Here is a 23,718-nt window from a genome sequence, read left to right as displayed (position 1 = left end):
AGGAGACATTATGGGAACACGCAAAAGCATTAGAGGCGGGGTAGTCATGCTGCTGGCCGTTTCACTGGCAGTGACCGGTTGTTCGACAATGGGCAAGGGCACCAGCATCAATGGCGAGTCATTGCCCTTTGTGAGTTGTACCACGACCCTGCAACCCGAGCATCAGCTGCAGCTGGATGTTGTTGAGTCCCTGATGTCCCGGTCGCAGCCCTATGCGGCCCTGGCCAAACTGGAAAACGAGGGGCTGGCAACCGAGCAGCACTGGGTAAGGCGGGGCCAGTTGCTGGCGTCAACCAATCAGGTGGCTGAAGCAGAGGACATTTTCCAGGCCCTGGCGACCGAATGCGATTCCGCCATGGGGCATCACGGGTTGGGGCTGGTTTACCTGAAGCAGGGAAAGCTGAGCGAGGGTACTGGCCAATTGAGGAAGGCCCGGGAGCTGAATCCGTCATCCTCTGATATTCGTAACGATTATGGTTATGCACTGTTGCTGACCGGTGGCTATTACGATGCGGTTTTCGAGTTGCGGACGGCGTTCGAATTGGCCAACGGTAAGGGTGCGGTGCGTCAGAACCTCGCTGCCGGTTACTTTATTACCAATGACCGCTCCGGTATCGCGATGCTTCAGAAAAGGTACGAATTGTCCATGGACGAAGTCGCCCACGCTGAAAAACTGGCTGCCAGGCTCAAGAGGTCGAGATGAAAAAAATACTGACTGTCTTACTCATGGTTGCACCGATGCCGTTGCTGGCCCAGAACCAGCCCGCACACGGCCTGTCCAACTCCGTGGTGGTCTTTGAAAGTAAGCCGGAGGCCCGGCAAAAACTAGACCAGCAAGCCAGTTCCGGCGCTCCGGATAAAAGTGAGCTGTCCGTCCAGTCCTATGTGGATAGCCAGGAACGAATCGCCGAAACGTTCAGGCGCGCCATTCCCGACCAAATAGCGGAGTCGTCCCGTGACGATGAGTAAGAGCGTGCGGAAGCAGCGCGGGGTGTTGATTTTTATCACCCCGCTGATTGTGACCGCGATCGTTCTGATGATGGTGCTGGCCGTCGATGGCGCTCGCCTGCTGTCGCTGCAGTCGGAAATGCAGAGTCAGGCCAATGCCGCGGCCAGCGCCGCGTCCAGCGAAAGCCAGACTTGTGGCGGCGAGGACGTCAGCGTTGAACAGATGGTCGCCCGCGCCATGGGGGGTGCCCAGGCACAGGGGTTTGAAGGCGAGGGAGGAACATTGCAGGTGCGGCCGGGCGTGCTGGAGTCGGGAGAGGGTGGAGTTCTTCGTTTTCACCCGACTGCCATTGAACAGAGTGATTCGGCACTGGCTGTCATTCGCCGTACCGAGCCGGTGTCTAGATTTCTCCCCGGTCTGCTTGGCAGCATAGACATGGAAGCCAATGCCGCGGTTCGCAAACAGGTGGTGGGAACATTGAGTGCCGCCGGCTCCACCGCCGCCATCGATGATGGTCTGTTGGGGTACCTGATGGGCGCGCTTTTGGATGATGACGACTATGGCCTGGATGTCACTGACCTGGGTAGCCTGGAGAACACCCTGGTCAGCGTCGGAGAACTGCTGAACGAGGCCGGCGTCGGCAGTCTGGAGGAGTTGTTGCCGCTGAATGGCGATGATCTGGCGGCGGCGATTCGTGATATCGCCGGAATCTCTTCACCGGTGGGCGAACTGGCCAGCGATCTGCTGTTGGCGGCCGGGGTCGAAACGGTGGTGATCAGCGAACTCATCCGCATCGCTGAACATGCCAGTGTGCCGGACGATACCTCCATCCGCGCCTATGACCTGCTGGTGGGCCTGGCAATCAGCGCCGCAGGTAACCAGCAGACGCTCAATGGCGAACCCATCCGGATAGACGCCTTCCACCTTCTGGATCTGCCGTTTATCGATGAAATTGACGAAAGCGAGGTCGAGCTGCGGATGGTTATCAATGAGCCGCCGACAGTGGCCATCGGGCCCGCGCAACAGGATGGCACCGGCCGATGGGAAACCCGGTTTCGTGCTGCGGATATTGCGCTGGAACTGAAGGCGCTGTATCAGCAGAGCGGCGGTGCAGAGGAGGGCGTGCTGCTTCCGGGGATCAGGTACAGACTGCTGGAAACGCCGTTGACTCTCTCCATTGCCCTCGGCGGCGGATCCGGGGAGCTGGTGGCTGCCGACTGTGCCCTGGGGACGGACAACAATGTGACGCTTGCGGTCGACCTGCGTCGTGAACCGGCCACCCTGGGTACCGGAGAGATCGACGACACCGGGGCGTTTCAGTTGGTGCACCAGGAAAAATCCCTGGAGTTGATGATCTCGATCCTTGGCATTGAACAGCCCCTGGCCGATGTAAACTTCGAATACTCCGTGCAGGGTGGCATTACCGTTCCGGAAGGGCGACACCTCTTTGATGACTACGAACTGGACTGCAGCGGTGACAGTTGTCGTGTCAGTGAGTACAGCAATGCCAGCAGCGCGGAGCAGGCCGTGGATAGCGAACTGGAACCGATTATTCACAATATCGATATTAACCTGTTCGGGGTGGACACCTCGGAGGATGAGGATGTGGACGATCCAGGCGCAGACGTTCTGGAAGCGGCCATCCACGACCTTTTTGAGGAAGTTCTGTCACCCGCGGTGAAAGCTGTGGGCTACAATCTTCTGAACGTACTGGTAAAGCCAACAGCGGAATCACTGGGGATCAGCTTTGGCGGTCAACAGGTCAGTGTCGTAGCCGCGAAACAGAGTGGCACACAACTTGTGGAGAACGTGGACATCGTTGAACCGCAATAAGGCGTGAAGCGCAAGCTCAAAGGAGAGGCACTGTCGTAAACGCTAACCAAAACACAACACAACTGATTGAAAATGTGTCTATAGTGGAAGAGTGAATCCAGTTTCAGGCATGGACGGCGGGCGAGTGGAATCAACGGTATCGGATTACTGGACATTACTTTCAGAGAATGGCCTGGCAGTAGCCCTTCCAATTTTAACGGCCATACTGGGAGCCGTGTTGGTATTTTCCGTGCTGCGGTACCGGCGTCTGAATCAACGGGTGCAGGGGCTCAGCATGGAGATGGGCTCCGCCAACCGGTCATTGCGCAATGCGGACCGGGATCTCCGCACACTCTTCGACCAATCCGCCATTGCGGTCATGCTACTGGACAGTTCGAGCAAATCGGTACTTTATGCCAACGAAACCGCTATGACGGCCTTTGGGGTGAAGACGAAAGAGCAGCTGACCGCCGAGGTCATGCAAAAGCCGGGCGCGTGGTCTGCCGCGCCATTCAGCCTGCTGGACTTTGAGGAAACCATTTACAAGACTGGCCGTTCCGGTCTTCAAAAATTCCAATGGTATTTTGAGCCCAGGGGCCGGCACCCGGTCTGGCTTGACAGTTCGCTGTCCCTCATCTCCTATAAGGCCGGGCAGGCCCTGATGTTCACCGGGGTGAACATCACCGACCGCAAACATGCCGAAAAAGCCGATCGATATCGCCACAAGGCCATGATATCCATGGCCAACGACAACGGCTTATACGTGACGCTCGATCATCTTGCCGAGATGGCGGAAGCCCTCATGGCCGGAGCGCGCTGTGGGCTCATGGTGCACGATGTGGAAGGTGCTCGCCTGCGATGGGTCGGAGGACGGTCACTATCGAACGCGTTTCGTGAGGCGCTGGATGGTCTGCCCGTGGCCTTTGGCGCAGCCAGCAGTGGTACAGCCGTATTTATCCGTGGCCGGGTGGTGACGCGGGATACCCGTTCCGACGACCGTTGGGACCTTTATCGTGACGAGGCCGATCTGGCGGGGTTGCGGGCTTGCTGGTCCGAGCCGGTGATCGGCAGCAGCGGAGAGTTGCTGGGTACTTTTGATGTCTATCACGAAGAGCCCTGGACGCCAGGGGATGATGACATTGATGCCCTGACCGACCCCATCGCGATTGCCAGTCTGGCCATTGAGCGCCACCAGGCCAAAGGCCAACTGGAACAGATGGTGCTTTCGGAGCAGATGGTGCGTCGTATCAGCACGGACCTGTTAACTCTGGACCCGGAGGATACCGACGAGGGGCTCACCAGTACCTGCCGTGCACTGGGGGATTTCTACCGGGCGGATCGGGTGTTTCTGTGCCAGCTGGAAGATGCCAGCCAGCAGGTGTGGGTCAGCCATGAATGGGCTGATGAAAGCATTGAAACGCTGCGTCAGCCGAGGGTCAGAAAATACCCGGTCATTACCGCGGCCCTGGCCAAAGTCTTTGAAGGCAGGCCGAGTGTCATTTTCCCGGCTGACAGCGATATGCCTCCGCAACTGGAATTCCTGCGGGATTTGCTGTCACTGAAACACAAACAATCTGTTCTGCTGGCTATGGTGCACCGGGGCGACAGGATATCGGGTATCCTGGGGATCCAGATGACCTCTGCCGTAAATCCCTGGACGCCCCAAAGATCGCAGACCGCGGAACTGATGGCCAATCTGTTCGGCAGCGCGCTGAATCGAAATCAGTTGCTGCATTCGCTGACCTATCAGGCTGTACACGATCAACTGACCGGCCTTTACAATCGCCACAAGATCGAAAGTTTCATGGATCAGGAAGTGGCGCGCTGCACTCGGTATGGCAGCTCCTTTTCACTCATTATTTTTGATCTGGACCATTTCAAATCGATTAATGACCGTTTCGGCCATAATGAGGGGGACGCCGTTCTATCCGCCGTGTCCTCCCAGGTGAGCCAGGGCATTCGTGAGTCGGAAATTGCCGGCCGTTGGGGTGGCGAGGAATTTCTGGTTATTCTGCCGGAGACGTCTCTGGATTGCGCCCTGCCCGTGGCGGATCGCCTCAGATCGAGCATCGAAAGCTACCGCTTTTCCGTTCCGGAAAAGATCACTATCAGCGTGGGTGTGGCGGCCTTTCGGCCGGGGGATACGCCCCATGAAATCATCCAGCGAGCAGATGCAGCGCTTTATAGTGCGAAAGAGTCCGGGCGCAACTGTGTGAAATCGTCGTTCTGACAACCGCTCACCACCAGGCCTTACCCCACATTTCCGGGTTGGCCCAGTGGTCGGGATTGTTCCAGGCCCGTTTGCGGTTGTAGCTGTCGATGATGCGGGCAAGCGCCTGCTGGGATTCGTTCATGGTGCCACGCTTCCTGTGTCAGTGAACGCCCAGTATCACACCGGCCAGTCGGCGGCATCAACCAGATGCCGACCGACTGGCTGCGCTGAATTGCCGCGCTAGCGGTTGATGAACGCGCCTTCGGGGTCGAGCTGACCAGGATAGTTTCAATCAGGCTTTGGCTTCGAGTTCGTTCAGTGTTGGGTAATCGATGTAACCCTGCTCGTCACCGCCGTAAAACGTGCTGTCATCCCATTCGTTCAATGGCGCATTCTGGCGGAAACGTTCCGGCAGGTCGGGGTTGGCGATGAATGGGCGGCCGAACGTCACCAGGTCACAGCGACCCTGGCTGATGCGGGTGCGGGCCTCTTCAGCGGTATAGGCACCGTTGGCAATGTAGGTACCTTTGAAACCGTGGCGGATGGCGTCGATGACTTCTTCCGGGCGACCGTTGGCGTGGTTGCCCTGGAACGAGTCTTCCACCACTTCGATGTAGGCAACGCCCAGATCGTTCAGCTGTCGGGCGAAGGCACCGAAGGTCTCAACGGGGTTGTCGTCAGCCATGGCGTTAAAGCTACCGGTAGGGCTAACGCGGACACCGACCTTATCCTGACCCCAGACCTCAATCACCGCCTTGATCACCATCAATGGCAGCCGCAGCCGGTTTTCCACCGCGCCGCCGTATTCGTCGGTGCGTTGGTTGCTGCCGCTTTTAATGAACTGGTCCAGCAGGTAGCCGTTGGCGGCATGTACTTCGACGCCATCAAAGCCCGCGCTTTTTGCGTTCAGTGCACCCTGGCGGTATTGCTCGACAATATCCGCCATTTCACCGGATTCCAGTGCGCGGGGCTCGGGAATGTCGACCATGCCGGAATCGGCGCTAATGAACGTCTTGGCACCCTCAGGCCGGATCGCCGAAGGCGCAACGGGTTGTTGACCGTTGGGTTGCAGCTCCGGGTGGGAAATGCGCCCTACGTGCCACAACTGCGCGTGAATGCGGCCGCCGGCCTTGTGCACGGCACCGGTGACCTTTTTCCAGCCATCAATCTGCTCCGGCGAGTGGAGGCCCGGCGTGAATGCATAGCCTTTGCCCTGGGGCGAAACCTGGGTGGCTTCACTGAGGATCAGACCGGCGCTGGCGCGCTGCTGATAATAGTGGGCGTTCATGTCGTTGGGAATGTCACCGGGCTGGCTCGAGCGGGACCGTGTTAATGGTGACATCAGCACCCGGTTGGGCAGGGCCAGGTCGCCCAGGTGGACAGGGTGAAACAGTGGATCGTGGTGGCTGCTCATTGGGTTTGTTCCTTTTGGATTAAACAAAGTTAATTAGACCAGTCTACTAGTGAGAGGTCGAAAAAATTCAGGGCATGTTCAGACACTGCCTGAAAAAGACCCGTACGAAACGCTCCATGGGTTCCACGGACTTAAGCACTTTTGAGCGTAAAATAGCCCCTTCCCAGCCGGACAACAGAAAGCTGGCGGCGTCTGCAGGGTCAATATCGAAGTCGATGTCGCCCGACTGCCGGGCGTCAAGAAGGCACTGTTCGAAGCGCTTTTCCCAACCGGCAAACACGGTGTTCAGGCGCTGCCGGAAGGCTTCGTTCTGGCCGGCCAACTCCTGGCCCAGATTGCCAATCAGGCAGCCCCGGGTGTATTCGCAGCTGGTCATGGTTTCTAAGCCAGTGTCAAAATAGGCGCGTAGACGATCTACGCAGCTACGGCTGGTGTCGTTAAGAATCTGATCCAGCCTGGCGTCGTATTCTTCCGCGAAGGTGTCGATAACCGCCAGACCAAAGTCGTGCTTGCTGCTAAAGTAATGGTAGAACGACCCTTTGGGCACACCGGCTGCGGTCAGCACGGCGTTGATGCCGGTTGCACCAAAGCCTTTCTGGCCAATCAGATCGGCTCCGGTGTGAATGATGTGGGTGCGGGTGTCGTTCGATGTCATGTCTGTTATATTAGACCGGTCGTCTAGTATTCGTCAAACATCCGGGGTCCGGGTTAACCGAGACCTCCGAGCAATCCAGAGGAGCCTGCCAGTGATTAAATCCCGCGCTGCGGTGGCGTTTGAAGCCAACAAGCCGCTCGAAATCGTAGAAGTTGACGTTGCTCCGCCCCAGGAGGGTGAAGTGCTGGTACGCATCGTGGCTACCGGCGTATGCCATACAGACGCGTACACCCTGTCGGGTGCCGATCCCGAAGGCCTGTTTCCGACCATCCTTGGCCACGAAGGCGGCGGTGTGGTTGAGGCGGTGGGTCCGGGTGTCAAAAATCTGGAAGTCGGAGACCACGTCATTCCCCTCTACACCGCTGAATGCGGTGAGTGTAAGTTCTGCACCTCCGGCAAGACTAATCTGTGTGGCGCGGTACGGGCCACTCAGGGTAAAGGTGTGATGCCGGACGGAAGCTCGCGTTTTTCCTACAACGGCGAGCCGCTTTATCACTACATGGGGTGCTCGACGTTCTCTGAGTACACCGTGCTGCCGGAAATCTCCCTGGCCAAAATCCCCAAGGAAGCACCGCTGGACAAGGTGTGCCTGCTGGGATGTGGCGTGACCACCGGTATTGGTGCGGTGATGAATACCGCCAAGGTGGAAGAAGGGGCAACCGTGGCCATTTTCGGTCTTGGCGGCATCGGCCTGGCGGCCATTATCGGCGCGACCATGGCCAAGGCCGGCCGTATCATCGCCATCGACATCAACCCGGGTAAGTTCGATATCGCGAAACAGTTGGGCGCGACCGATGTGGTCAATCCGAACGATTACGACAAGCCGATCCAGGAAGTGATCGTGGACATGACCGATGGCGGCGTGGATTATTCCTTTGAATGCATCGGTAACGTGAAGGTTATGCGTGCGGCGCTGGAGTGTTGCCACAAAGGCTGGGGCGAGTCGATCATTATTGGTGTGGCCGGGGCCGGTGAAGAAATCAGTACCCGTCCCTTCCAGCTGGTAACCGGCCGGGTCTGGAAAGGCTCCGCGTTCGGCGGCGTGAAAGGCCGTACTGAACTGCCGGGTTATGTGGAAAAAGCCGAGAAGGGCGAGATTCCACTGGATGTGTTTATTACTCACAACATGCCGCTGGAGGACATCAATGAAGCGTTTGAGCTGATGCATGAGGGCAAGAGCATCCGGACCGTGATTCACTTTTAGTTCAGCCATCAAAAAACCCGCCAGCTGGCGGGTTTTTTGATGGTCAGGTCTCTGGATTAGAGGCTCAGTAGCCCAAGGAGGTCCTCCAACAATGTTGTCGGATTACGCTGCGCTAATCCGACCTACGGAGGGCTGGCACTGAATCCAATGTTGTCGGATTACGCTGTGCTAATCCGACCTACGGAGAGCTGGCACTGGATCCAGCGTAGGTCGGATTAGGCGCAGCCGTAATCCGACAATTAACCTAGCCTCCGAGCAATTCCAGAAGATCACCCAACAAGGGTGCGTCTTCCAACTGCTCTGGATTGAGCAGTTCGGCCAACGGACCGAGGGGGCTGTCTCCACCCAACTCGCCACCATCCAGCAGCATCGCCAGCTCACCAGCCAACGGCAGTGAATCAATGTCTCCGCCATCGCTCAGGGCAAGCAGTTGTTCGGCCAGATCGCCCAGAACCGGAATGGATGTCAGTTGATCGCCATCAAGGCTGGATGGGTCCAGCAGCTGGATGAGATCACCCAGTACGGGCAGTTCGGGCAGGTCGCTCCCCTCACCGCCATCGGGAAGTCCACCCGCGAAGTCATCTGGCAGTGCGGAGAGGATGTCGCCGATCAACGGCAGGGTCGCAGGATCAAACTCAAAGCCCTCTGGCAGTTCCAGCATCTCAGCCAATTCACCAAGACGTGCTGGATCCAGCGGAATGTCGTCCATGTTCAGCAGATCACCGATCAGCGGCAGATCTTCCGGAGACAGCGGCAGGTCACCGCCTGGCTCGGGAATCATGCCCAGCAGCAGATCGAACAGGGAGCCGCCGAGGTTGAGAACGCCTTTCTCACCGATGAACGTTTTCGTGCCGCTCAGGACATCCACGGAAGCCAGGGCACCCAGATCAACACCCAGCAGGGAACCTTCCAGCAGACCGAGGTCGACCAGTGACTTGCCGTCATCCAGGTTGAACAGGTCGCCCAGTACCGGAATGGCATTGAACGCTTCCAGCACCTCCAGCAGGGCATTTTCGGCAGCGGCAGGAAGCGGAATGCTGCTGTCGTCCACCAGGCGGAACTCGACACCCAGGCCATCGTTGACAGGGAACAGTTGACCACCCAGAGCTTCCGACAGTTCCGGCGGAAGGTTGTTGAAGTCACCGGAAGCGAAGGTCTCAGCCATGGCCTGGATCAGGGCTGGGATTTGTTCCGGATTGCCACCTGTAAAGGCATCCGCCAGACTCTGAAGCTGAGTCGCATCGAGGCCAAGGTCCAGGGCAAGCGCGCAGTCTGCTTTCGGGTCTGTCGTGCTGATTGATTTCGGGTCACACACGGCGACAAGCGCCGATGAGTATTCGGTCGGGTCGGTGTCATCCAGTGACGGCGTTTCACCTGCATTCAGTCCTGTCAGAGCTGTGAGCAGGTCTTCCACCAGCGGAATCTGCAGAATCAGCGCGTTGTCGACGCTGTTCAGGCCGTCCTCGGAATCACCAAATTCCAGGGCAGACAGTAGTGTGCCGCCAAGCGTATGCAAGCCATCGACGAGCATGCCGCTGTTAAAACCTTCGGACTGGGTTGTCTGAGGCTCTGCCAGCAGGGTGTTGTCCAGAAGGACCACCAAACCACCCGTACGGAAGGTATAGGTCTCAGACTGAACCAGGCGGTTGCCGGCGAGATCGGTGATGGTTGTATCCACCGTGATTTCGTAGAACGTCTGGAAGCTCAGGTTGCTGTCAGGGTTGAACTCGATGGCATTACCAACCGGGTTAATCGCGCCCTCAACAGTGGCAACCGGATTGCCGTTCTCGTCGATCTCAGTGACGGTAAAGTTGTTTGAGTTGACGGACTGAGGGTCAATCTCTTCATCGAACTCGACATAGATGTTGGTGTCCGTCGGGGCCAGCGTTTCGCCATCCTCCGGCGACGAAGCGACAGCGGATGGGGCCTGATTATCCATTTCACCGCCGGTCTTGAATGCGGCAGAGTCGTTCTCGGCCAGATTCTTGACCAGGTCACCGTCTTCATCACAAAGGGCCCGCAGGTCTGTTGTGGCGGTCACCTGATAGTCTGTATTGGCCATCAGATTGTCATTGGGATTAATAACAACGGCCTTGCCCATGGTGTTATAAGTGGCCGCAACCACGGTCGCATCGCCATTAATCGTCAATGGCAGGGAGTTCTGGTTGACAGAGGTCTCATCAACCTCGCTGTTGAAGGTCACCCGGAGGCTGCGGTTGAGTTCAACCCCCTGCTCGCCATTCTGGGGCACGAATTCAGATACTTCGAAGACGGTGCTTTCGGATGTGCAGAAGGTTTCCTGATCACCGCCGACGTTGTTGCCGCCATCACCAGATGGCGCGTTTTGTACCGGGATGCGTGGATCGCCGGGGCCGTCGCTACCGCCACAACCTGCGATCATCAGGGAAAGGGCCGTGACGCCCACCCCTAGTTGATATGGGATATTAGCCATGTTGAGCCTCTTTTATTTTTTCATGATTTCGGTGTGTTTGCCGGTGAGGATGGCCTCAACCCGGCGGTTCTGCGCGCGGCCCTCATCCGTCGCGTTGTCCGCGATGGGCTGGGACTCACCCATACCCGTGGTTGAGATGCGTGCAGAACTGATGTCGAATTCCTTGACTAATACCTTCATCACGGAGTCTGCACGGCTCTGGGAAAGGTTCTGGTTGTAACTGGCGCTGCCAGAGCTGTCGGTATGGCCCTCAAGCAGCATGCGGCTGGTTGGATACTGGGTCATCAGGTCGGCCAGCTTTTCAATCTCATCAAAGTACTGGCGTTTGACCTCCGTGCCATCGAGGTCGAATTCCACGTACAGGGTTTCTTTGATTTCTTTGGTGAGCTTTTTCGCGCAACCGTCGGAGTCCACCAGGGCACCTCTGGGCGTATTCGGGCATAGATCCCGGTTGTCCATAACGCCATCACCGTCTGAATCCTTGGGCGGCTCGACGGGTTCCGGGCGCTCAAAGGTTGTGACTGCGGGAGGCTGCGGGTACCACTGGTTGAAAAGGAACTGAACGCCGGCAAAAGCCTGACCATCCACGTAGCCATCTTCGAGCTCTGTGCGCGCCCGGACACCGGCTTCAAAAACGAACCGTTCGCTGACCATCCGTTGCAGGCCGCCTTCCAAGTACAGTCCGTCTTCGGTTTTGGAGCTTGGCGCACCGTCCACATCAATGTCGGTATAGCTGTACCCGGCACCGGCAAAGGGCCGCCAGCCCGCAAACCGGAACTTGCCTGGGTGAATTCTGCCCGCCAGCGAGCCACGCAGAATGTCGGTATCGATGTCGGAGGTGCGGGTTTCCGCATCGCCGTAGGTGAAGGCCCCCATTAATGTGAAGTTGGGGTTGAACTGATGCCCGAGCGTGACGCCGTACTCCGGGTAGTTCGCGAGGTTATCAATGTTCGAGGACTTGTCCCTGGAATTGCCTGAATCGACGTAGCTGATCTCGGCACCGAAAAAGCTGTAGGAAATGGGGAATGGCGGTGCCTCCGCCTGTGCCGTCTGGAGGGGTAGGGCAACGCATCCGGCCAGTAGAAATTTATACAGGTGGGTCATTAGTGTGATCCTTCTCACGTTCTCGATTGTTATCGATCGCCAGTTGATCCCTTGGCGAGTACTATTTGTTATTAAGTGTAACAAATTTTTAGCTATTGTTTACTTTTGTTAATGGTTAAAAATTAAGGGATGTATCTATAATGTTACATTGGCCTATCAGGCCAAATAGGTGCGTCAGTTCAGCCATTTTTTGTATTTCAGGCAAAATTTAACAACAGTTTACATTGTGAGCTGTTCGGCCTGGCTTCAAGCCAGCTTAAGTCACTCGGGTCATCATGTTTCGGTGGGGTGGGTAAGTCGCGTTTAGCGGCAGGCGCTAGCGGTCGGTGAGCTTGAGTTCGATACGACGGTTTTGTTGCAGCGCTTGCGGTGAGGTGCCTTCAGCCACCGGGAAGAACTCCCCGAAACCGGCGGCCGCCATTCTTTGTTCGGGAACCCCTTCCCCGGCAAGGTAGCGCACCACGGCGACGGCGCGTGCCGTGGACAGCTCCCAGTTCGACGGAAAGCGTTCGGTGTTGATGGGGATCAGATCCGTATGGCCATCAATTCTGAGTATCCAATCGATGTCATCTGGAATGCGGTCAGCCACCTCCAGTAATACCTCCGCCAGTTTGGCCAGCTCGCGTTGGCCGGCACTCCCGAGCTGAGCAGAGCCTGAGGCAAACAGCAGTTCGGATGGCAGCAAAAATCGATCTCCGACCACGCGGATGTTTTCGTTTTCTTTCAGAATATCCCGCAGCCGACTAAAAAACTGCGACTGATATTGCTCCAGTTCGCTGACCCGCTCTGCCAGCAACGTATTCAGGCGCCGGCTGACGTTTTCCAGTTCGGCTTCCCGGTCGGCCGTTTCGTCTTCCTGAAGCTCCAGCGCGTTCGCGATCACCCGGAGTTGCTGTTCAAGCGCTGCAATCTGGTTGGATAGCTGCAGTATCGTGTCCTGTTGGCTGGCAGAGAACTCGTCTTTCTCTTCCAGTGTTTTATCCCGGTCTGCAATGGCCTGGCTCTGGGCCTCCAGCCGTTCTTCCTGGGCACCACTTTCTGCACTGATTTGCATTAACCGGTTGCGCACGCCGTCGAAGCGCGTCTGCAATTCGTCGTTTCGCTGCAGGCTGGCACCCAGTTGGCTTGTGAGTACGGTGTTCCGGTCTTCCTCTGCCCCCAGCAGTTCGGAGAGCCCGTTCAGGCGGTCATTCAGGTGTGCCAGTTCGGTATTGCGGTCGGACAGTGTTTGAGACAGGTAAAGCTGACTGACCACGTACACCAGCAGCATGAAAATAATCAGCATCAGCAGGGCGGACAGGGCGTCTACATACCCCGGCCAGACGTTGACGGTGCTGCGCGCGCGGCGTCGGGAGCCAATCATCGGGCGTTACTCGGTCTGTTGCCGGGGATCGTCAACGTAATCCACCAGATTGGTGACGCTGGTCAGCCACTCTTCCAACCCATCGTAGAAGCGGTTCTGGGCGTGGCCGGCCTGCAGGTCCATAAAGCCAAGAATCAGTGAACCACCCAGCCCCAGCAGAGAGGAGCTGAAAGCTGTGCCCATGCCCTGCAAGGGCGTTTGCAGGCCGGCTTGCAGGTCGGCGAAAACAGCGCCGAAATCGTCCTGCTCCATGTTCAGGTTGGTGATGACATCGCCCACCGCGTTGATGGTGCCCAGCAGCCCCCAGAAAGTGCCGAGCAGCCCCAGGAAAATTAGCAGGCTGATGAAGTACCGGGTGATTTCCCGCTGTTCGTCCATGCGCGAATGAATGCCATCCAGCACGGTGCGCAGCGACAGGGTCGACAGAGTGAAGCGGTCACGCTTGAATTCATCACCGAGCTGTTTCGCCAGCGGTTTCAACAGGCGCGGCTCCTGCAGCACCGAGAGCCCCGCATTGCCGGTGCGGAACTGGGAGATCCAGCGCAACTCAGGGAACAGTATGGCGACCTGCCGATATGTCAGCGCAATGCCAATAATCAGCACCCCGAGAATGAGCAGGTTAAAGACCCAGTTGGCCATGAACGCGGTGGCCAGGGGCGCATGGATGAGGGCGCACACGGCTACCACAACGGCGAGGAAAAGCGTCATCCAGAACAGCGAGTGTTTGGGGTTACTCATGTGAACGGCCTGCCTGTTTGGGAGGTATAAAAAACATAGCACAGGTTGAGAGGATGAGGCTGGATATCGCACGTCAAACTGATCGTTGATTGATCACTGTAATTTATATAAGGTGAACGCATTAATAATAAGTAAATGAGGCGAGAGATGTTTGGTCACTCATTGGCGGGCGCTACCATGCTACAGGGGGCACATCCGGAAGAGGTGTCTTCATTCGTTAACCAGCATATCGGGCAGCACCGTCTGGAGATGCTGGGCGAGCAGAAACGGAAGTCCAGGCTCAGTTTCAGGGAGTTTGCCGGCTTCGGGTTGTCACAGCTGAGCTATGGTAATCACGTGCGAGTGAAGAGTCCTGAGCTGGAGTCCATCTATCATTTCCAGATCGTGACCCGGGGCGAGTGCGTGTGGCACCAGCCCGGCGAGCGCATGAAAGTGCGTGCGGGTGAAGCCGTGATGGTGAACCCTTATGAAAAAATCGACCTGGAGTACTCAGAAGACTGTGAGAAGCTGATCATCAGGATGCCTGAGCATCTCCTGAATAACGCTCGGGTTGTGGCCAATGGCCGGCTACCTGACAACGGTATCCGCTTCACCCGGGCACCGGTTAATCTCAGGGAGTGCCCGGCACTGCTCAATATTATGGAGGCGGTACTTTCGGACCTTGACGAAGCAGAAGAGGATGACATCAGCCTGGTCTGTGCGCCCTATCGGGAGATCATTCTGAAGAAGCTGCTGAAAAAATTTCCCAGTAACTGGTCAGGGCTGGAACAGGGGGCGGCATGCACGCCGGCGCTGGGTAAAATGCTCGGGTATATCGAGGAAAACATCCGCAACACGATTGATATTGAAGCGTTGTCCTCCGTCTCCAATATGAGTGTGCGTTCTACCTATAACGCCTTCTCCAAAGCGTTTTCCACCACGCCCAAATGCTACATCAAGCAGCTGAAGTTGCAGAAACTGCGGGAAGATCTCCTCCAGGGCAAGTGCCGCAACGTCACGGAGATTGCTCTGGACTATGGTTTCAGCCACCTCGGACGGTTCTCGTCGGATTACCGTAAGACGTTTGGCGAGCTGCCCTCTGAAACCCTGAGAATGGCCGGTTAGTTACGGCCGTTGTGCTCTCTCTGAAGGCCGCATATTTGCCGTGTAATACGGTCGCTGCATTCCCGCACCTTTTCGAACAGGAAGGAACCCTCGCTGATATCCGAGTCCCGGTTCAGCCCCAGCAGGGTGATCACGGTGACAATGCTGCCGTTGATGTCGAACACTGGCATGCTCAGCACATTGATTTCGGGCAGGTAATCACTGAAAAACGCACAGTAATTGTCCTTTTTGATGCGATCAAGATGCGGCTGTAACTCTTCCCGGGTGAGGGACTTTCCGTTGCTCTTGGGCAGTATTTGGGAGCTTTTGTAATACTGATCCACCAGTTGTTTGCGGCGACTGTCCTGAAGATGCGCCAGATAGATCCTGCCGGACGCGGAATTCAGAGGGGAGAGCTCCGCACCGAGCCGCACGTTCACCGAGATGGGATGGCTGGAGTCTAGCCACTTGATCACCAGCGGGCCGTTGCCGTTCCATACGGTGACGGACACGGTTTTATCAGTCTGCTCGTTGAGGCGATCCACCGCCTCATAGGACAAATGAATCGGATTGATCCGGCGCAGGGCCGATATGCCCAGGGTCAGGCTGGAGTTGCCCAGAGTGTACTGGGTCTGGTTCACCTGATTGATGTAGCCCTCTCGTAACAGGCTGACCAAATATTTATGGGCCCGGCTCGGAGAGAGGTCCAGCGCGCCAGAGAGCTCTTTGAGAGTGGGTGGCCTGGAGGCTGTGGAAATGTAATTGAGGATGTGAAGACCGATTTCCAGCGATCCGATTCCCTGTCGCTTTGGGCTTTCTTCTGCCATGGGTGTGTCCATTCTGAAATGACTGATGCCGTCGGTTGTCAGCGCAGAACAGGCACCCTGGAAACGCCGGGTACCTGTTCTGCGGTTTGCTGGCAAGGATACCAATTCTGACGGTCCGGATCAGAATTTGTACTTGGCCATGACCTCAACCTGCTGGCCTTCTGGCAGCAAGGGGCCAAAGGCAAGGTTATACTTGCGCCATTCCACGCCTACATCCAGGTCCGGCGTTACGGCATGAATCAGGTTGGCGCGGTGGGCCTCGTAATTCGTGTCGGCGATGTCGTCTACCTCGACGGCGGTGTAGGCCACGTTGGCGCGCCATTCGCTGTTGATGACGAAGCGGAAACCGACATCAACGCCGGTCTGGCTGACGGCATTACCATTTTCCACATCCGGGGATGCCAGACTGTTGTTCACGCCCACGCCGGTAAAGGCACCCAAACCTTCGCCGTGATGGGCATTCAGATTGAAACTGTGGGGCCCGATCATGAACTTGGAGCCAACAGCGCCACCGCCGACAAAGTCACCATTCTCCAGTTCGCGTCCGGAAGCGGTAAGGGTGACACGGTGCCCACCATCAAGATTCAGGTTGTAGTTGACGGCCAGGTCCGGCGTATCGGCATCGTTATTGACCGGATCTTGCGCGGTGAAGCGGAAACCGGCAACTTCGTGGCTGATCAGGGTGGTGCGGAAGTTGAAGCCACCCAGTGTGCCCCGTGGGCCGCCCAGGAAATCCAGATAATCGTGATAGGCCACGCCCCAGAACTGACCGGTCCAGGTCTGCCCCACCGTGGTCTGGTCCACCTTGATGAAGGCGTGGCGAAGCCGAAGGTCATCGTTCTCACCTGGATAGGTGCCGCCGTAAAAGTCGCCTTCAACAAAACCGACGATGGTGTGGCCCTGCTTCTGGGTAACGGCTTTCAGGTTAACGCGAGACTGGTTAGAACGCCCAAAAATGCGGGAATCGCCGTCGTCTACCTTTTCATAGATACCTTCGGCCTTGAAAAAGCCACCAATGCTGAATTTGGTGTCGTTAAACTCGCCGAGTTCGAGAGCGTGGGTCGCGGGGGCGGTGCCGAGGCCGGACGCCATCGCCAGCGCCAGCAGTGAGTGTCGATAGTTCATGTGCTTTCTCCTTGTTGTTTGGCACTTGAACTATCGGTTATTCAGGCTGGGTCAAATATCCGGTTAATGAACATCCCTATCCGTTTTTTGTACGTTTACACACTGAGTGCGGTTTCGACTTTTTCCAGGTTCTGGTCCAGCTCTTGTGAGCTGCCATCGAAATGAACTTGTCCCTTAACCACCACCACATGGCGGTCACAGAGTTTCTTCAGTGCCTTGATGTTCTTGTCCACGATCAATGTGGAAATGCCGGACTCGCGAATGGTCGCGATGACATTCCAGATGTCCTGTCGAATCAGCGGGGCGAGGCCTTCGGTGGCCTCGTCAAGAATCATCAGCCGGGGGTTGGTCACGAGTGCACGGCCGATGGCCAGCATTTGTTGTTCGCCTCCGGACAGCTCCGTACCCAGGTTCGACAGTCGTTCCTGAAGTCGGGGGAAAGTCGTCATGACACGCTCAAAGTCCCAGCTGGTTTTACCGTTGCTGTCGGGGCGCGCGGCTATTTGCAGGTGTTCCTTTACGGTGAGGTTGTGGAACATGCCCCTACCTTCCGGAACGTAAGCGATATCGCGCCGCATGCGTTTCCAGGTTGGCAGGTTGCTTATATCTTCCCCATCGAAATAGACATGACCGCTGCGAGGGGGCACGATGCCGAGAATCGATTTGAGCGTTGTGGTTTTGCCCATGCCATTGCGCCCCATCAAGCTCATCGATTGTCCTTTCTCAAGACGGAAGGACAGGTCGTGGAGAATGTGGCTGCGGCCGTACAGCGTATTGAGGCTCTTTACTTCCAGTAGGCTGTTACTCATGCCGCTTCCTCCTCGTCTTCCTTACCCAGGTAGGCTTCTTTCACCCTTAGATCATTGCGCACTTCATCCACCGTGCCGGTGATCAGGTGGGTGCCGTTATCGAGTACGGTCAACTGGTCCGAGAGTTCAAAAATGGCGTCCATATCGTGTTCGACCAGCACAATGCTGTAGGTCTGCTTGAGCTGGTTCAGCAGTTCAATGATGCGCTGCGATTCCTCGTGCCCCATGCCTGCCATGGGTTCGTCCAGCAGCAGGATGCAGGGATCGGTCGCCAGTACCATAGCCAGTTCCAGCTGGCGCTGTTCGCCGTAGGAAATTTCAGCGGCCATGGTATTGATTCGGTCCGCCAGGCCAACCTGATGCAGGGCCTTCTCCGCCGCTTCCCGGACCAGCGTGTTGGCGTGACGTGATGCGAACAGGTTGAAACTGCCGGTGAAGCGGCGCTGGGCTGCGACGGCGCAGTTTTCCAGGCAGGTAACCTCGGCGTAGATGTTGGTTTTCTGGAAGCTGCGGCCAATGCCCCGGCGCACGAACTTCCAGGGTTTCATACCCTCGATCTGATCGCCCTTGTGAAAGATGCACCCGCTGGTGGGTTTCAGCGTTCCGCACAGCATGTTCAGCAGGGTACTCTTGCCGGCACCGTTGGGGCCGACCACGCCATGCAGCTGCTTGTCCTGAAATTGCAGTGAAATGTCATTCAGCGCCTTGATGCCGCCCCAGTGTTTGCTGAGGGATTCGGTTTCCAGAATGATCTCGTTCGCCATGATTATTTCTCCAGCAGCTTTTCGAGGTAGCCGGCCAGGCCTTTGCGCAGCAGCAGGACCATCAGGATGATGGCGCCGCCCATGAACAGCATCCAGTCTTCGCTCATGTGTTCGAAGAGATACAGCAGGGCTTCATAAGTAATGGTGCCCAGAATGGCGCCGTAGATGGTGCCCATGCCGCCGAGGATGGACATCACCAGCGCGGTGCCGGACATCTCCCAGGTCATGAACTGCGGGTTCACGTAGCCGTATTGCAGCGCAAACAGCAGGCCGGCATAAGCGGCCAGGGTGCTGCCGATGATGTAGCTGATCAGGCGGAACGCGAAGATGTTGTAGCCCAGCGCCTCCGTGCGCTCGGGGTTGAGCCGACTGGCCTCCACAATGCGGCCGAACCGTGAGCGCAGAATGATCTTGATGGCCACGAGGGTGATCAGAACCGCCAGCAGTGACAGGTAATAGAAGTGGGTGGGGTTATCCAGATTCAGGAAGCTCAAGCCAAAGATACTGGTGTCCGGCTTCATGAAGATGAACAGGCCGTCGCCGCCACCGAACTCCAGCGAGTCGAAGAAAAAGTAGTAGGCCATCTGCGATATGGCCAGGGTGATCATGATGAAGTAGATCCCGGAAGTTCGCAGTACCACAACACCAACAATCAGCGCGACCAGAGCACTGAGCCCCATGACGTAGAGAGCGTAAATCCAGAAATTGACCGCTTCGTACTCCGGCGTGAGGATCACGAACAGATAACCCCCCAACCCGTAGAACAGTGCGTGCCCCAGAGTGACCAGGCCAACACGCCCCACCAGGAAATCCAGGGACATCACGAATACCGACAGGATCAGTATGGTGGTGATTTTCCCCACAAAGAAGGAGTTGGCCTCCAGGAACAGGGGGATACAGAGGGCGATGATAAAGAAGATCGCCAGGAAAAGTCGTTCGGTGCGTTTCTCGAAAATCATGTTCGGCTCCCGCTTACTTGGCGAACAGGCCCTGGGGCTTCACCAGCAGCACCAGGATCATAAAGAGGTAGATAACCATGTTGGACATGGTCGGCATGAGAACGGCGGCGAAGGTGCTGATCACCCCGACCAGTAGCGCCCCCACAAAGGCACCCTTGATAGAACCCATGCCACCGATGACCACCACCACGAAGCAGGTGATCAGTACGCTTTCCCCCATGCCAGGAACAATCGAGCGCATGGGCGCAGCGATGATTCCCGAAATGGCGGCGAGCATGACACCGATGGCGAACACGATGGTGTAGAGGCTTTTGATGTTTACACCCAGGGCTTCGACCATTTCCCGGTTGGATTCACCGGCGCGGATCAACATGCCCAGGCGGGTTTTGCTCACCACAAAATAGAGCGCGGCGGCGATGCCGATGCAGATGAGAGCGGCGAAGATGCGATAGATCGGGTAACTGGAGTTATCGGTAAAAGGCACGGCACCGCTCAGCGCCTCTGGAACCGCGACGCCGTAGGGGTCGTTACCCCAGAGAATGCTTTGCAGGGAGTTGAACACGAAGATCATGCCGATGGTCAGCAGCACCTGATCCAGGTGATTGCGGTGGTAGAGCCGCTGTATCAACACCCGCTCGATTAATATGCCCAGACCGAGGGCGATGATCGCAGAGAGAATGGCGGCGACGGTAAAACTGCCGGTGACGGCAACGAAGTACCACACCAGGTACGCGCCTACCATGTACATGGAACCATGGGCCAGATTGAGGATGCCCATTACGCCGAACACCAGGGTCAGGCCAGAGGCAATCAGAAACAATAGCAACCCATACTGGAGACCATTAATGAGTTGCACGAAGAAAAGTTCGGTAGACATAGTGATACCCAACGGTTTTACAGAGTAAGTCAGTTCAGGGGCAGGCGGGCGGCTTCGGGGGATGCTCCCGGCGGTTGCCGGGAGTCAAACTGGGCCAATGCTCAGAGCTTGCAGCCGCGGGCCGGATCTTCCAGTGCCTCGGCAGCCACAGTCTGCACCACGTTCACGCCATCTTTTACTTCCCGCAGATAGATGTTCTGGATCGGGTTGTGAGCTTTGGAGAAAGTGAACTCTCCCCGTGGGCTGTCGATGGTCAGTGTCTCCATGGTGCTGATCACGGCCTTCTTGTCCGAAATATCACCCTCAAGCTGGTTGATGGTGCTGGCAATGGCCTGGCCTGCGTCGTAGCCCTGGACCGCGTAGATGTCCGGGTAGTGGCCGTATTCGGTGTTGAAGGCTTCCCGGAATTGCTGATTCTTGGGGACATCCAGCTGTTCGGCATAATGCAGGCCGGTCATCACGCCTTCAGCGGCATCACCCTGGGCCTGAAGAGTGCCCTCGGTGAGAAAGCCGGAGCCCAGCAGAGGGATTTTGCCGCGCAGGCCCATGGCGTCGTAGTCCTTGACGAACTTGATCGCACCGCCGCCGGCGAAGAAAGTGAATACCGCGTCTGGCTTTTCATCAGCGATGTCACTGACGTGGGACTGAAAGTTGGTGGACGGGAACGGCAAAAGAACCTTTTCGACAATTTCTCCGCCGCCTGCGGTAAAGGACTCTTCGAAGGCGTCCAGGCTTTCACGGCCCATGCCGTAGTTCCAGCTGATGGCATAAACTTTCTTGTAGCCCTTGTCGAGCGCGACCTTACCCATTGGGTAAGAGGGCTGCCATGACGAGAATGAGGTGCGGAAAACGTTCGGGGAACACAGGGGGCCGGTCGCCGCAGCGGAGCCCGCGTTCGGGATAATCATGATGGTGTCCTTGCCACGCAGCATCTTGATCATGCCCATGGCAACGCCGGAATGCACCGGGCCAATCACGAAATCCGCTTCGTGCTGGTTCAACATGGAAGATGCCAGCTCCGGCGCGCGGGATGGTTTGGCTTCGGTATCCAGTTCAATGAACTCAACCGGCGATCCGTGCAACTTCTCGGCCTGCTCTTTCAGGGCCAGCTTCAGACCGTCACGACCGGCCTCGCCCAACTGGGCGTAAATGCCGCTGAATGGAAGCATAACGCCAATTTTTACCGGATCGCCGGCGGCCGCCAGGGCAGAAGTTGAAAGTCCGGCGGTCAGGGTGGTTGCCAGCACAGCGCTGGCAAGGGTTTTGAGCCTGTTCATCTTCACACCTCAGATTGTTGTTGTGGGTTCTGTCATTAGAGGCGTGAAAGGGCGATAGAAATATCCGTTTTCTGCACAGGGGTGTCCGGTAATTGCAGCGGTATCCACTGTGCTTTGAAATTCAGAAGGGTGGCCGTCAAAAAATCAGCGTTCAGAGCTCAGGTCCGAGTACAGTCGCTCGGTCAGCTCACGCTGAACCTCCAGCCGGTTGGTAATGCCCTGTACCACTTCCATCCGCGCCACTGCGCCGGCCTGGATGTCCTTCATTGCCTGAAGTGCCTCACCGGAGTATTCCAGACACTGATTACAGGATGCCCGGATTCGATCTACGCCGTTACCGGCCTCGACCGAGGTCGTGTTCAGGCTTTTGGCGATGGCACCGATGCCTTCGCTGGACTCGTTGGCCCGCACGGCGAGGTGGCGCACCTCGTCGGCAACCACGGCAAAACCACGGCCGTGTTCTCCCGCGCGGGCCGCTTCGATGGAGGCGTTCAGGGCCAGCAGGTTGGTCTGCTTGGCGATGTCCTGAATATTTCCCACGATGGTACCGATCTCCCCGGATTGCTTGCCCAGCTCGGTAAACACCTCGTCGATTCGGTCCAAGTAGTCTGCCAGCTCCCGGATTGATGCTTCGGACTCGGAAATACTGCTGGCGCTCTGAGTCACCTTGCCCCCCGAGGCTTTGGCGAGTTTGCCGGCTTCGCTCATTTCCTCAAGGATCACGTCCACGTTGGTGCGCAGGTCATCCAGATGGCGGAGCAGAATGGGATTCGGCGATTCCGGTTCGGGCGCTTGCACCTCCGGCTCGGGAACCGGTTCAGGCATGGAGTCGGGTGCGGGCGCTAGTTCCCTGATCGTAATGATGGCCGGCTGCATTCTGGCGCAGAGAATCAGGCCGGTGGCTGTCAGTCCAAGGGTAATGGCCGCGAGAACGACCAGAACGGCTGTGTCGGCCAGGGTGATTATTGCAGCAGTGCAGGCGGTTGCCAGAATCAGCGCTGTGTAGACCGGCGCTTTGGAAGATCCGGACTCCGAGGTTTGTTGTTCGAAAGTGAGGGTGTTGTCCATGGTTCTGTTTCCGCTGGGCAAGGGTTCGCATTGTGCGGAAAAGCTAAGGGATATTTGGGGGAGAGCCTATCCGCTTAATGCAGAGGTTTATCCGCATTCTGAAAAGCGGGCCTGGCAAGAGACAGACAAGCCAGGCCGGACGATGCGCCGGCCTGGCTTCCTTGGCGATGCTCAGGCCAGATGATCCATCAGAATCCGGCTGAACCTGTCAGGGCATTCCACCGAAGGCACGTGGCCGACCTGCTCCAGAATGAGCGGTTCCGGCGCGCCGCTGCATTGCGCCAGCGCCTGGAGCGTTTCCGGTGGCGTGGCGACGTCGTCCGCGCCGGCTATCAGGCGAAGCGGCACCTGATGCCCGCTGAGTTGCTCCCGGAAATCAGTCCGGCCCAGCAGCTCGCACAGCAGTGCATAACTGCGGTCGTCACCGCGCCCCATGATCACGCGCCAGCCCTCCACCAGCGCTGGCTGCTGTTCGCAGGCGGCGGGGCCGAACCAGCGCGGCACAATATCCACCGCCATGGCGCTGAGGCCGAGTTCCAGCACATTGGCCGAGCGGGTATTCCAGGCTTCCGGTGTGCCAATAACGGCCCCGGTATTGGTGAGCGTGGCGGAGAGCAGTTGCTCTGAATGCTGGCTGATGAGTTGCTGGCCAATCACGCCGCCAATGGACGTACCGACAAAGTGGAAGTGCTCGGCACTGGCAGTTGCTGCGAGTGTCAGGGCTTCCTGAGCCAGGTCTTCCGGGGTGATCTGGTCGCTTGCTTCCGGCCAGGCCGCGCTGGTGCCATGACCCGGTAGGTCCCATGTCAGCACCCGGAACTTGTCCAGCAGTGCGGGCAGCATGTCGTCCCACACGCCCTGGGTCATGCCCAGAGGGTGGGCCAGTATCAGCAGCGGTTTGGTGCTGTCGCCCAGTAGGCGGTAACAAAGCGTGCGGCCTTTGTGTTTCAGAAACGCCATGGTGGCTCCTTGGTTCAGACCCGTTCGATGAGTGTAGCAATACCCTGGCCGACGCCCACGCACATG

Annotated in this window: 22 protein-coding genes; 6 read left to right on the top strand and 16 right to left on the bottom strand. The window is 57.3% G+C overall.

What is annotated here, in order from left to right:
- Positions 1–10 precede the first annotated feature (10 nt).
- From WD429_RS05935 to WD429_RS05920, 4 genes are all read left to right on the top strand, one after another.
- On the top strand, positions 11–703 hold the full coding sequence (locus tag WD429_RS05935; RefSeq protein WP_368421257.1) for a hypothetical protein: 693 nt from the start codon (positions 11–13) through the stop codon (positions 701–703).
- Complete coding sequence (locus WD429_RS05930) at positions 700–969, top strand: hypothetical protein (protein WP_368421256.1); 270 nt, start codon at positions 700–702, stop codon at positions 967–969. The genes WD429_RS05935 and WD429_RS05930 overlap by 4 nt, the downstream gene beginning before the upstream one ends.
- Entirely contained in the window at positions 956–2,782 is a 1,827-nt protein-coding gene (locus tag WD429_RS05925; protein WP_368421255.1) for a hypothetical protein, read from the top strand. The genes WD429_RS05930 and WD429_RS05925 overlap by 14 nt, the downstream gene beginning before the upstream one ends.
- A gap of 217 nt (positions 2,783–2,999) precedes the next feature.
- Positions 3,000–4,991: a diguanylate cyclase gene (locus WD429_RS05920; protein ID WP_368421254.1), complete on the top strand. Its 1,992-nt coding sequence runs from the start codon at positions 3,000–3,002 to the stop codon at positions 4,989–4,991.
- Between the two features lie 7 nt (positions 4,992–4,998).
- Here WD429_RS05920 and WD429_RS05915 read toward each other — a convergent pair whose 3' ends face one another.
- The 3 genes from WD429_RS05915 to WD429_RS05905 all read right to left on the bottom strand — a co-directional run bounded on the left by WD429_RS05915 (position 4,999) and on the right by WD429_RS05905 (position 7,042).
- A complete protein-coding gene (locus tag WD429_RS05915) occupies positions 4,999–5,115 on the bottom strand; it encodes a DUF6231 family protein (RefSeq protein ID WP_368421253.1) in 117 nt (38 codons plus the stop codon).
- 150 nt (positions 5,116–5,265) lie between these two features.
- Complete coding sequence (locus WD429_RS05910) at positions 5,266–6,387, bottom strand: alkene reductase (RefSeq protein WP_368421252.1); 1,122 nt, start codon at positions 6,385–6,387, stop codon at positions 5,266–5,268.
- A 67-nt stretch (positions 6,388–6,454) separates the two neighbouring features.
- The gene (locus WD429_RS05905; RefSeq protein WP_368421251.1) at positions 6,455–7,042 is read right to left on the bottom strand and encodes a TetR family transcriptional regulator C-terminal domain-containing protein; all 588 of its coding nucleotides are present in this window, start codon (positions 7,040–7,042) and stop codon (positions 6,455–6,457) included.
- Between the two features lie 91 nt (positions 7,043–7,133).
- Here WD429_RS05905 and WD429_RS05900 point away from each other — a divergent pair, with 91 nt between their 5' ends.
- Complete coding sequence (locus tag WD429_RS05900; protein ID WP_368421250.1) at positions 7,134–8,246, top strand: S-(hydroxymethyl)glutathione dehydrogenase/class III alcohol dehydrogenase; 1,113 nt, start codon at positions 7,134–7,136, stop codon at positions 8,244–8,246.
- 244 nt (positions 8,247–8,490) lie between these two features.
- On the opposite strand, the gene WD429_RS05895 is transcribed toward WD429_RS05900, so the two are convergent.
- The 4 genes from WD429_RS05895 to WD429_RS05880 form a co-directional block, all read right to left on the bottom strand.
- Positions 8,491–10,698: an Ig-like domain-containing protein gene (locus tag WD429_RS05895; protein ID WP_368421249.1), complete on the bottom strand. Its 2,208-nt coding sequence runs from the start codon at positions 10,696–10,698 to the stop codon at positions 8,491–8,493.
- Positions 10,699–10,710: 12 nt separating this feature from the next.
- On the bottom strand, positions 10,711–11,802 hold the full coding sequence (locus WD429_RS05890) for an OmpA family protein (RefSeq protein WP_368421248.1): 1,092 nt from the start codon (positions 11,800–11,802) through the stop codon (positions 10,711–10,713).
- 316 nt (positions 11,803–12,118) lie between these two features.
- Complete coding sequence (locus WD429_RS05885; protein ID WP_368421247.1) at positions 12,119–13,165, bottom strand: peptidoglycan -binding protein; 1,047 nt, start codon at positions 13,163–13,165, stop codon at positions 12,119–12,121.
- A gap of 6 nt (positions 13,166–13,171) precedes the next feature.
- Entirely contained in the window at positions 13,172–13,903 is a 732-nt protein-coding gene (locus tag WD429_RS05880) for a flagellar motor protein MotA (protein ID WP_368421246.1), read from the bottom strand.
- A 177-nt stretch (positions 13,904–14,080) separates the two neighbouring features.
- Here WD429_RS05880 and WD429_RS05875 point away from each other — a divergent pair, with 177 nt between their 5' ends.
- Positions 14,081–15,007, top strand: a complete 927-nt coding sequence (locus tag WD429_RS05875; RefSeq protein WP_368421245.1) for an AraC family transcriptional regulator — start codon at positions 14,081–14,083, stop codon at positions 15,005–15,007.
- On the opposite strand, the gene WD429_RS05870 is transcribed toward WD429_RS05875, so the two are convergent.
- The 9 genes from WD429_RS05870 to WD429_RS05830 all read right to left on the bottom strand — a co-directional run bounded on the left by WD429_RS05870 (position 15,004) and on the right by WD429_RS05830 (position 23,652).
- On the bottom strand, positions 15,004–15,813 hold the full coding sequence (locus tag WD429_RS05870) for an IclR family transcriptional regulator (RefSeq protein WP_368421244.1): 810 nt from the start codon (positions 15,811–15,813) through the stop codon (positions 15,004–15,006). The two genes, WD429_RS05875 and WD429_RS05870, sit on opposite strands and share 4 nt — an antisense overlap.
- A 120-nt stretch (positions 15,814–15,933) precedes the next feature.
- A complete protein-coding gene (locus tag WD429_RS05865) occupies positions 15,934–16,938 on the bottom strand; it encodes a porin (protein ID WP_368421243.1) in 1,005 nt (334 codons plus the stop codon).
- 95 nt (positions 16,939–17,033) lie between these two features.
- Positions 17,034–17,747, bottom strand: a complete 714-nt coding sequence (locus WD429_RS05860; RefSeq protein ID WP_368421242.1) for an ABC transporter ATP-binding protein — start codon at positions 17,745–17,747, stop codon at positions 17,034–17,036.
- Entirely contained in the window at positions 17,744–18,511 is a 768-nt protein-coding gene (locus WD429_RS05855) for an ABC transporter ATP-binding protein (RefSeq protein WP_368421241.1), read from the bottom strand. The genes WD429_RS05860 and WD429_RS05855 overlap by 4 nt, the downstream gene beginning before the upstream one ends.
- A gap of 2 nt (positions 18,512–18,513) precedes the next feature.
- Positions 18,514–19,470 carry a branched-chain amino acid ABC transporter permease gene (locus tag WD429_RS05850; protein ID WP_368421240.1) on the bottom strand — a complete coding sequence of 319 codons (957 nt, stop codon included), beginning with the start codon at positions 19,468–19,470 and terminating at the stop codon, positions 18,514–18,516.
- A gap of 13 nt (positions 19,471–19,483) precedes the next feature.
- Complete coding sequence (locus WD429_RS05845) at positions 19,484–20,347, bottom strand: branched-chain amino acid ABC transporter permease (RefSeq protein ID WP_368421239.1); 864 nt, start codon at positions 20,345–20,347, stop codon at positions 19,484–19,486.
- Positions 20,348–20,448: 101 nt separating this feature from the next.
- Positions 20,449–21,624, bottom strand: coding sequence for an ABC transporter substrate-binding protein (locus WD429_RS05840; protein WP_368421238.1), 1,176 nt, complete (start codon positions 21,622–21,624; stop codon positions 20,449–20,451).
- 144 nt (positions 21,625–21,768) lie between these two features.
- The gene (locus WD429_RS05835; RefSeq protein WP_368421237.1) at positions 21,769–22,692 is read right to left on the bottom strand and encodes a methyl-accepting chemotaxis protein; all 924 of its coding nucleotides are present in this window, start codon (positions 22,690–22,692) and stop codon (positions 21,769–21,771) included.
- A 171-nt stretch (positions 22,693–22,863) separates the two neighbouring features.
- On the bottom strand, positions 22,864–23,652 hold the full coding sequence (locus WD429_RS05830) for an alpha/beta fold hydrolase (RefSeq protein WP_368421236.1): 789 nt from the start codon (positions 23,650–23,652) through the stop codon (positions 22,864–22,866).
- Positions 23,653–23,718: the final 66 nt, after the last annotated feature.

The organism is Marinobacter sp., from assembly GCF_040904845.1.
Taxonomy (GTDB): Bacteria; Pseudomonadota; Gammaproteobacteria; order Pseudomonadales; family Oleiphilaceae; genus Marinobacter.
This window is presented reverse-complemented; position numbering and strand designations above follow the sequence as displayed.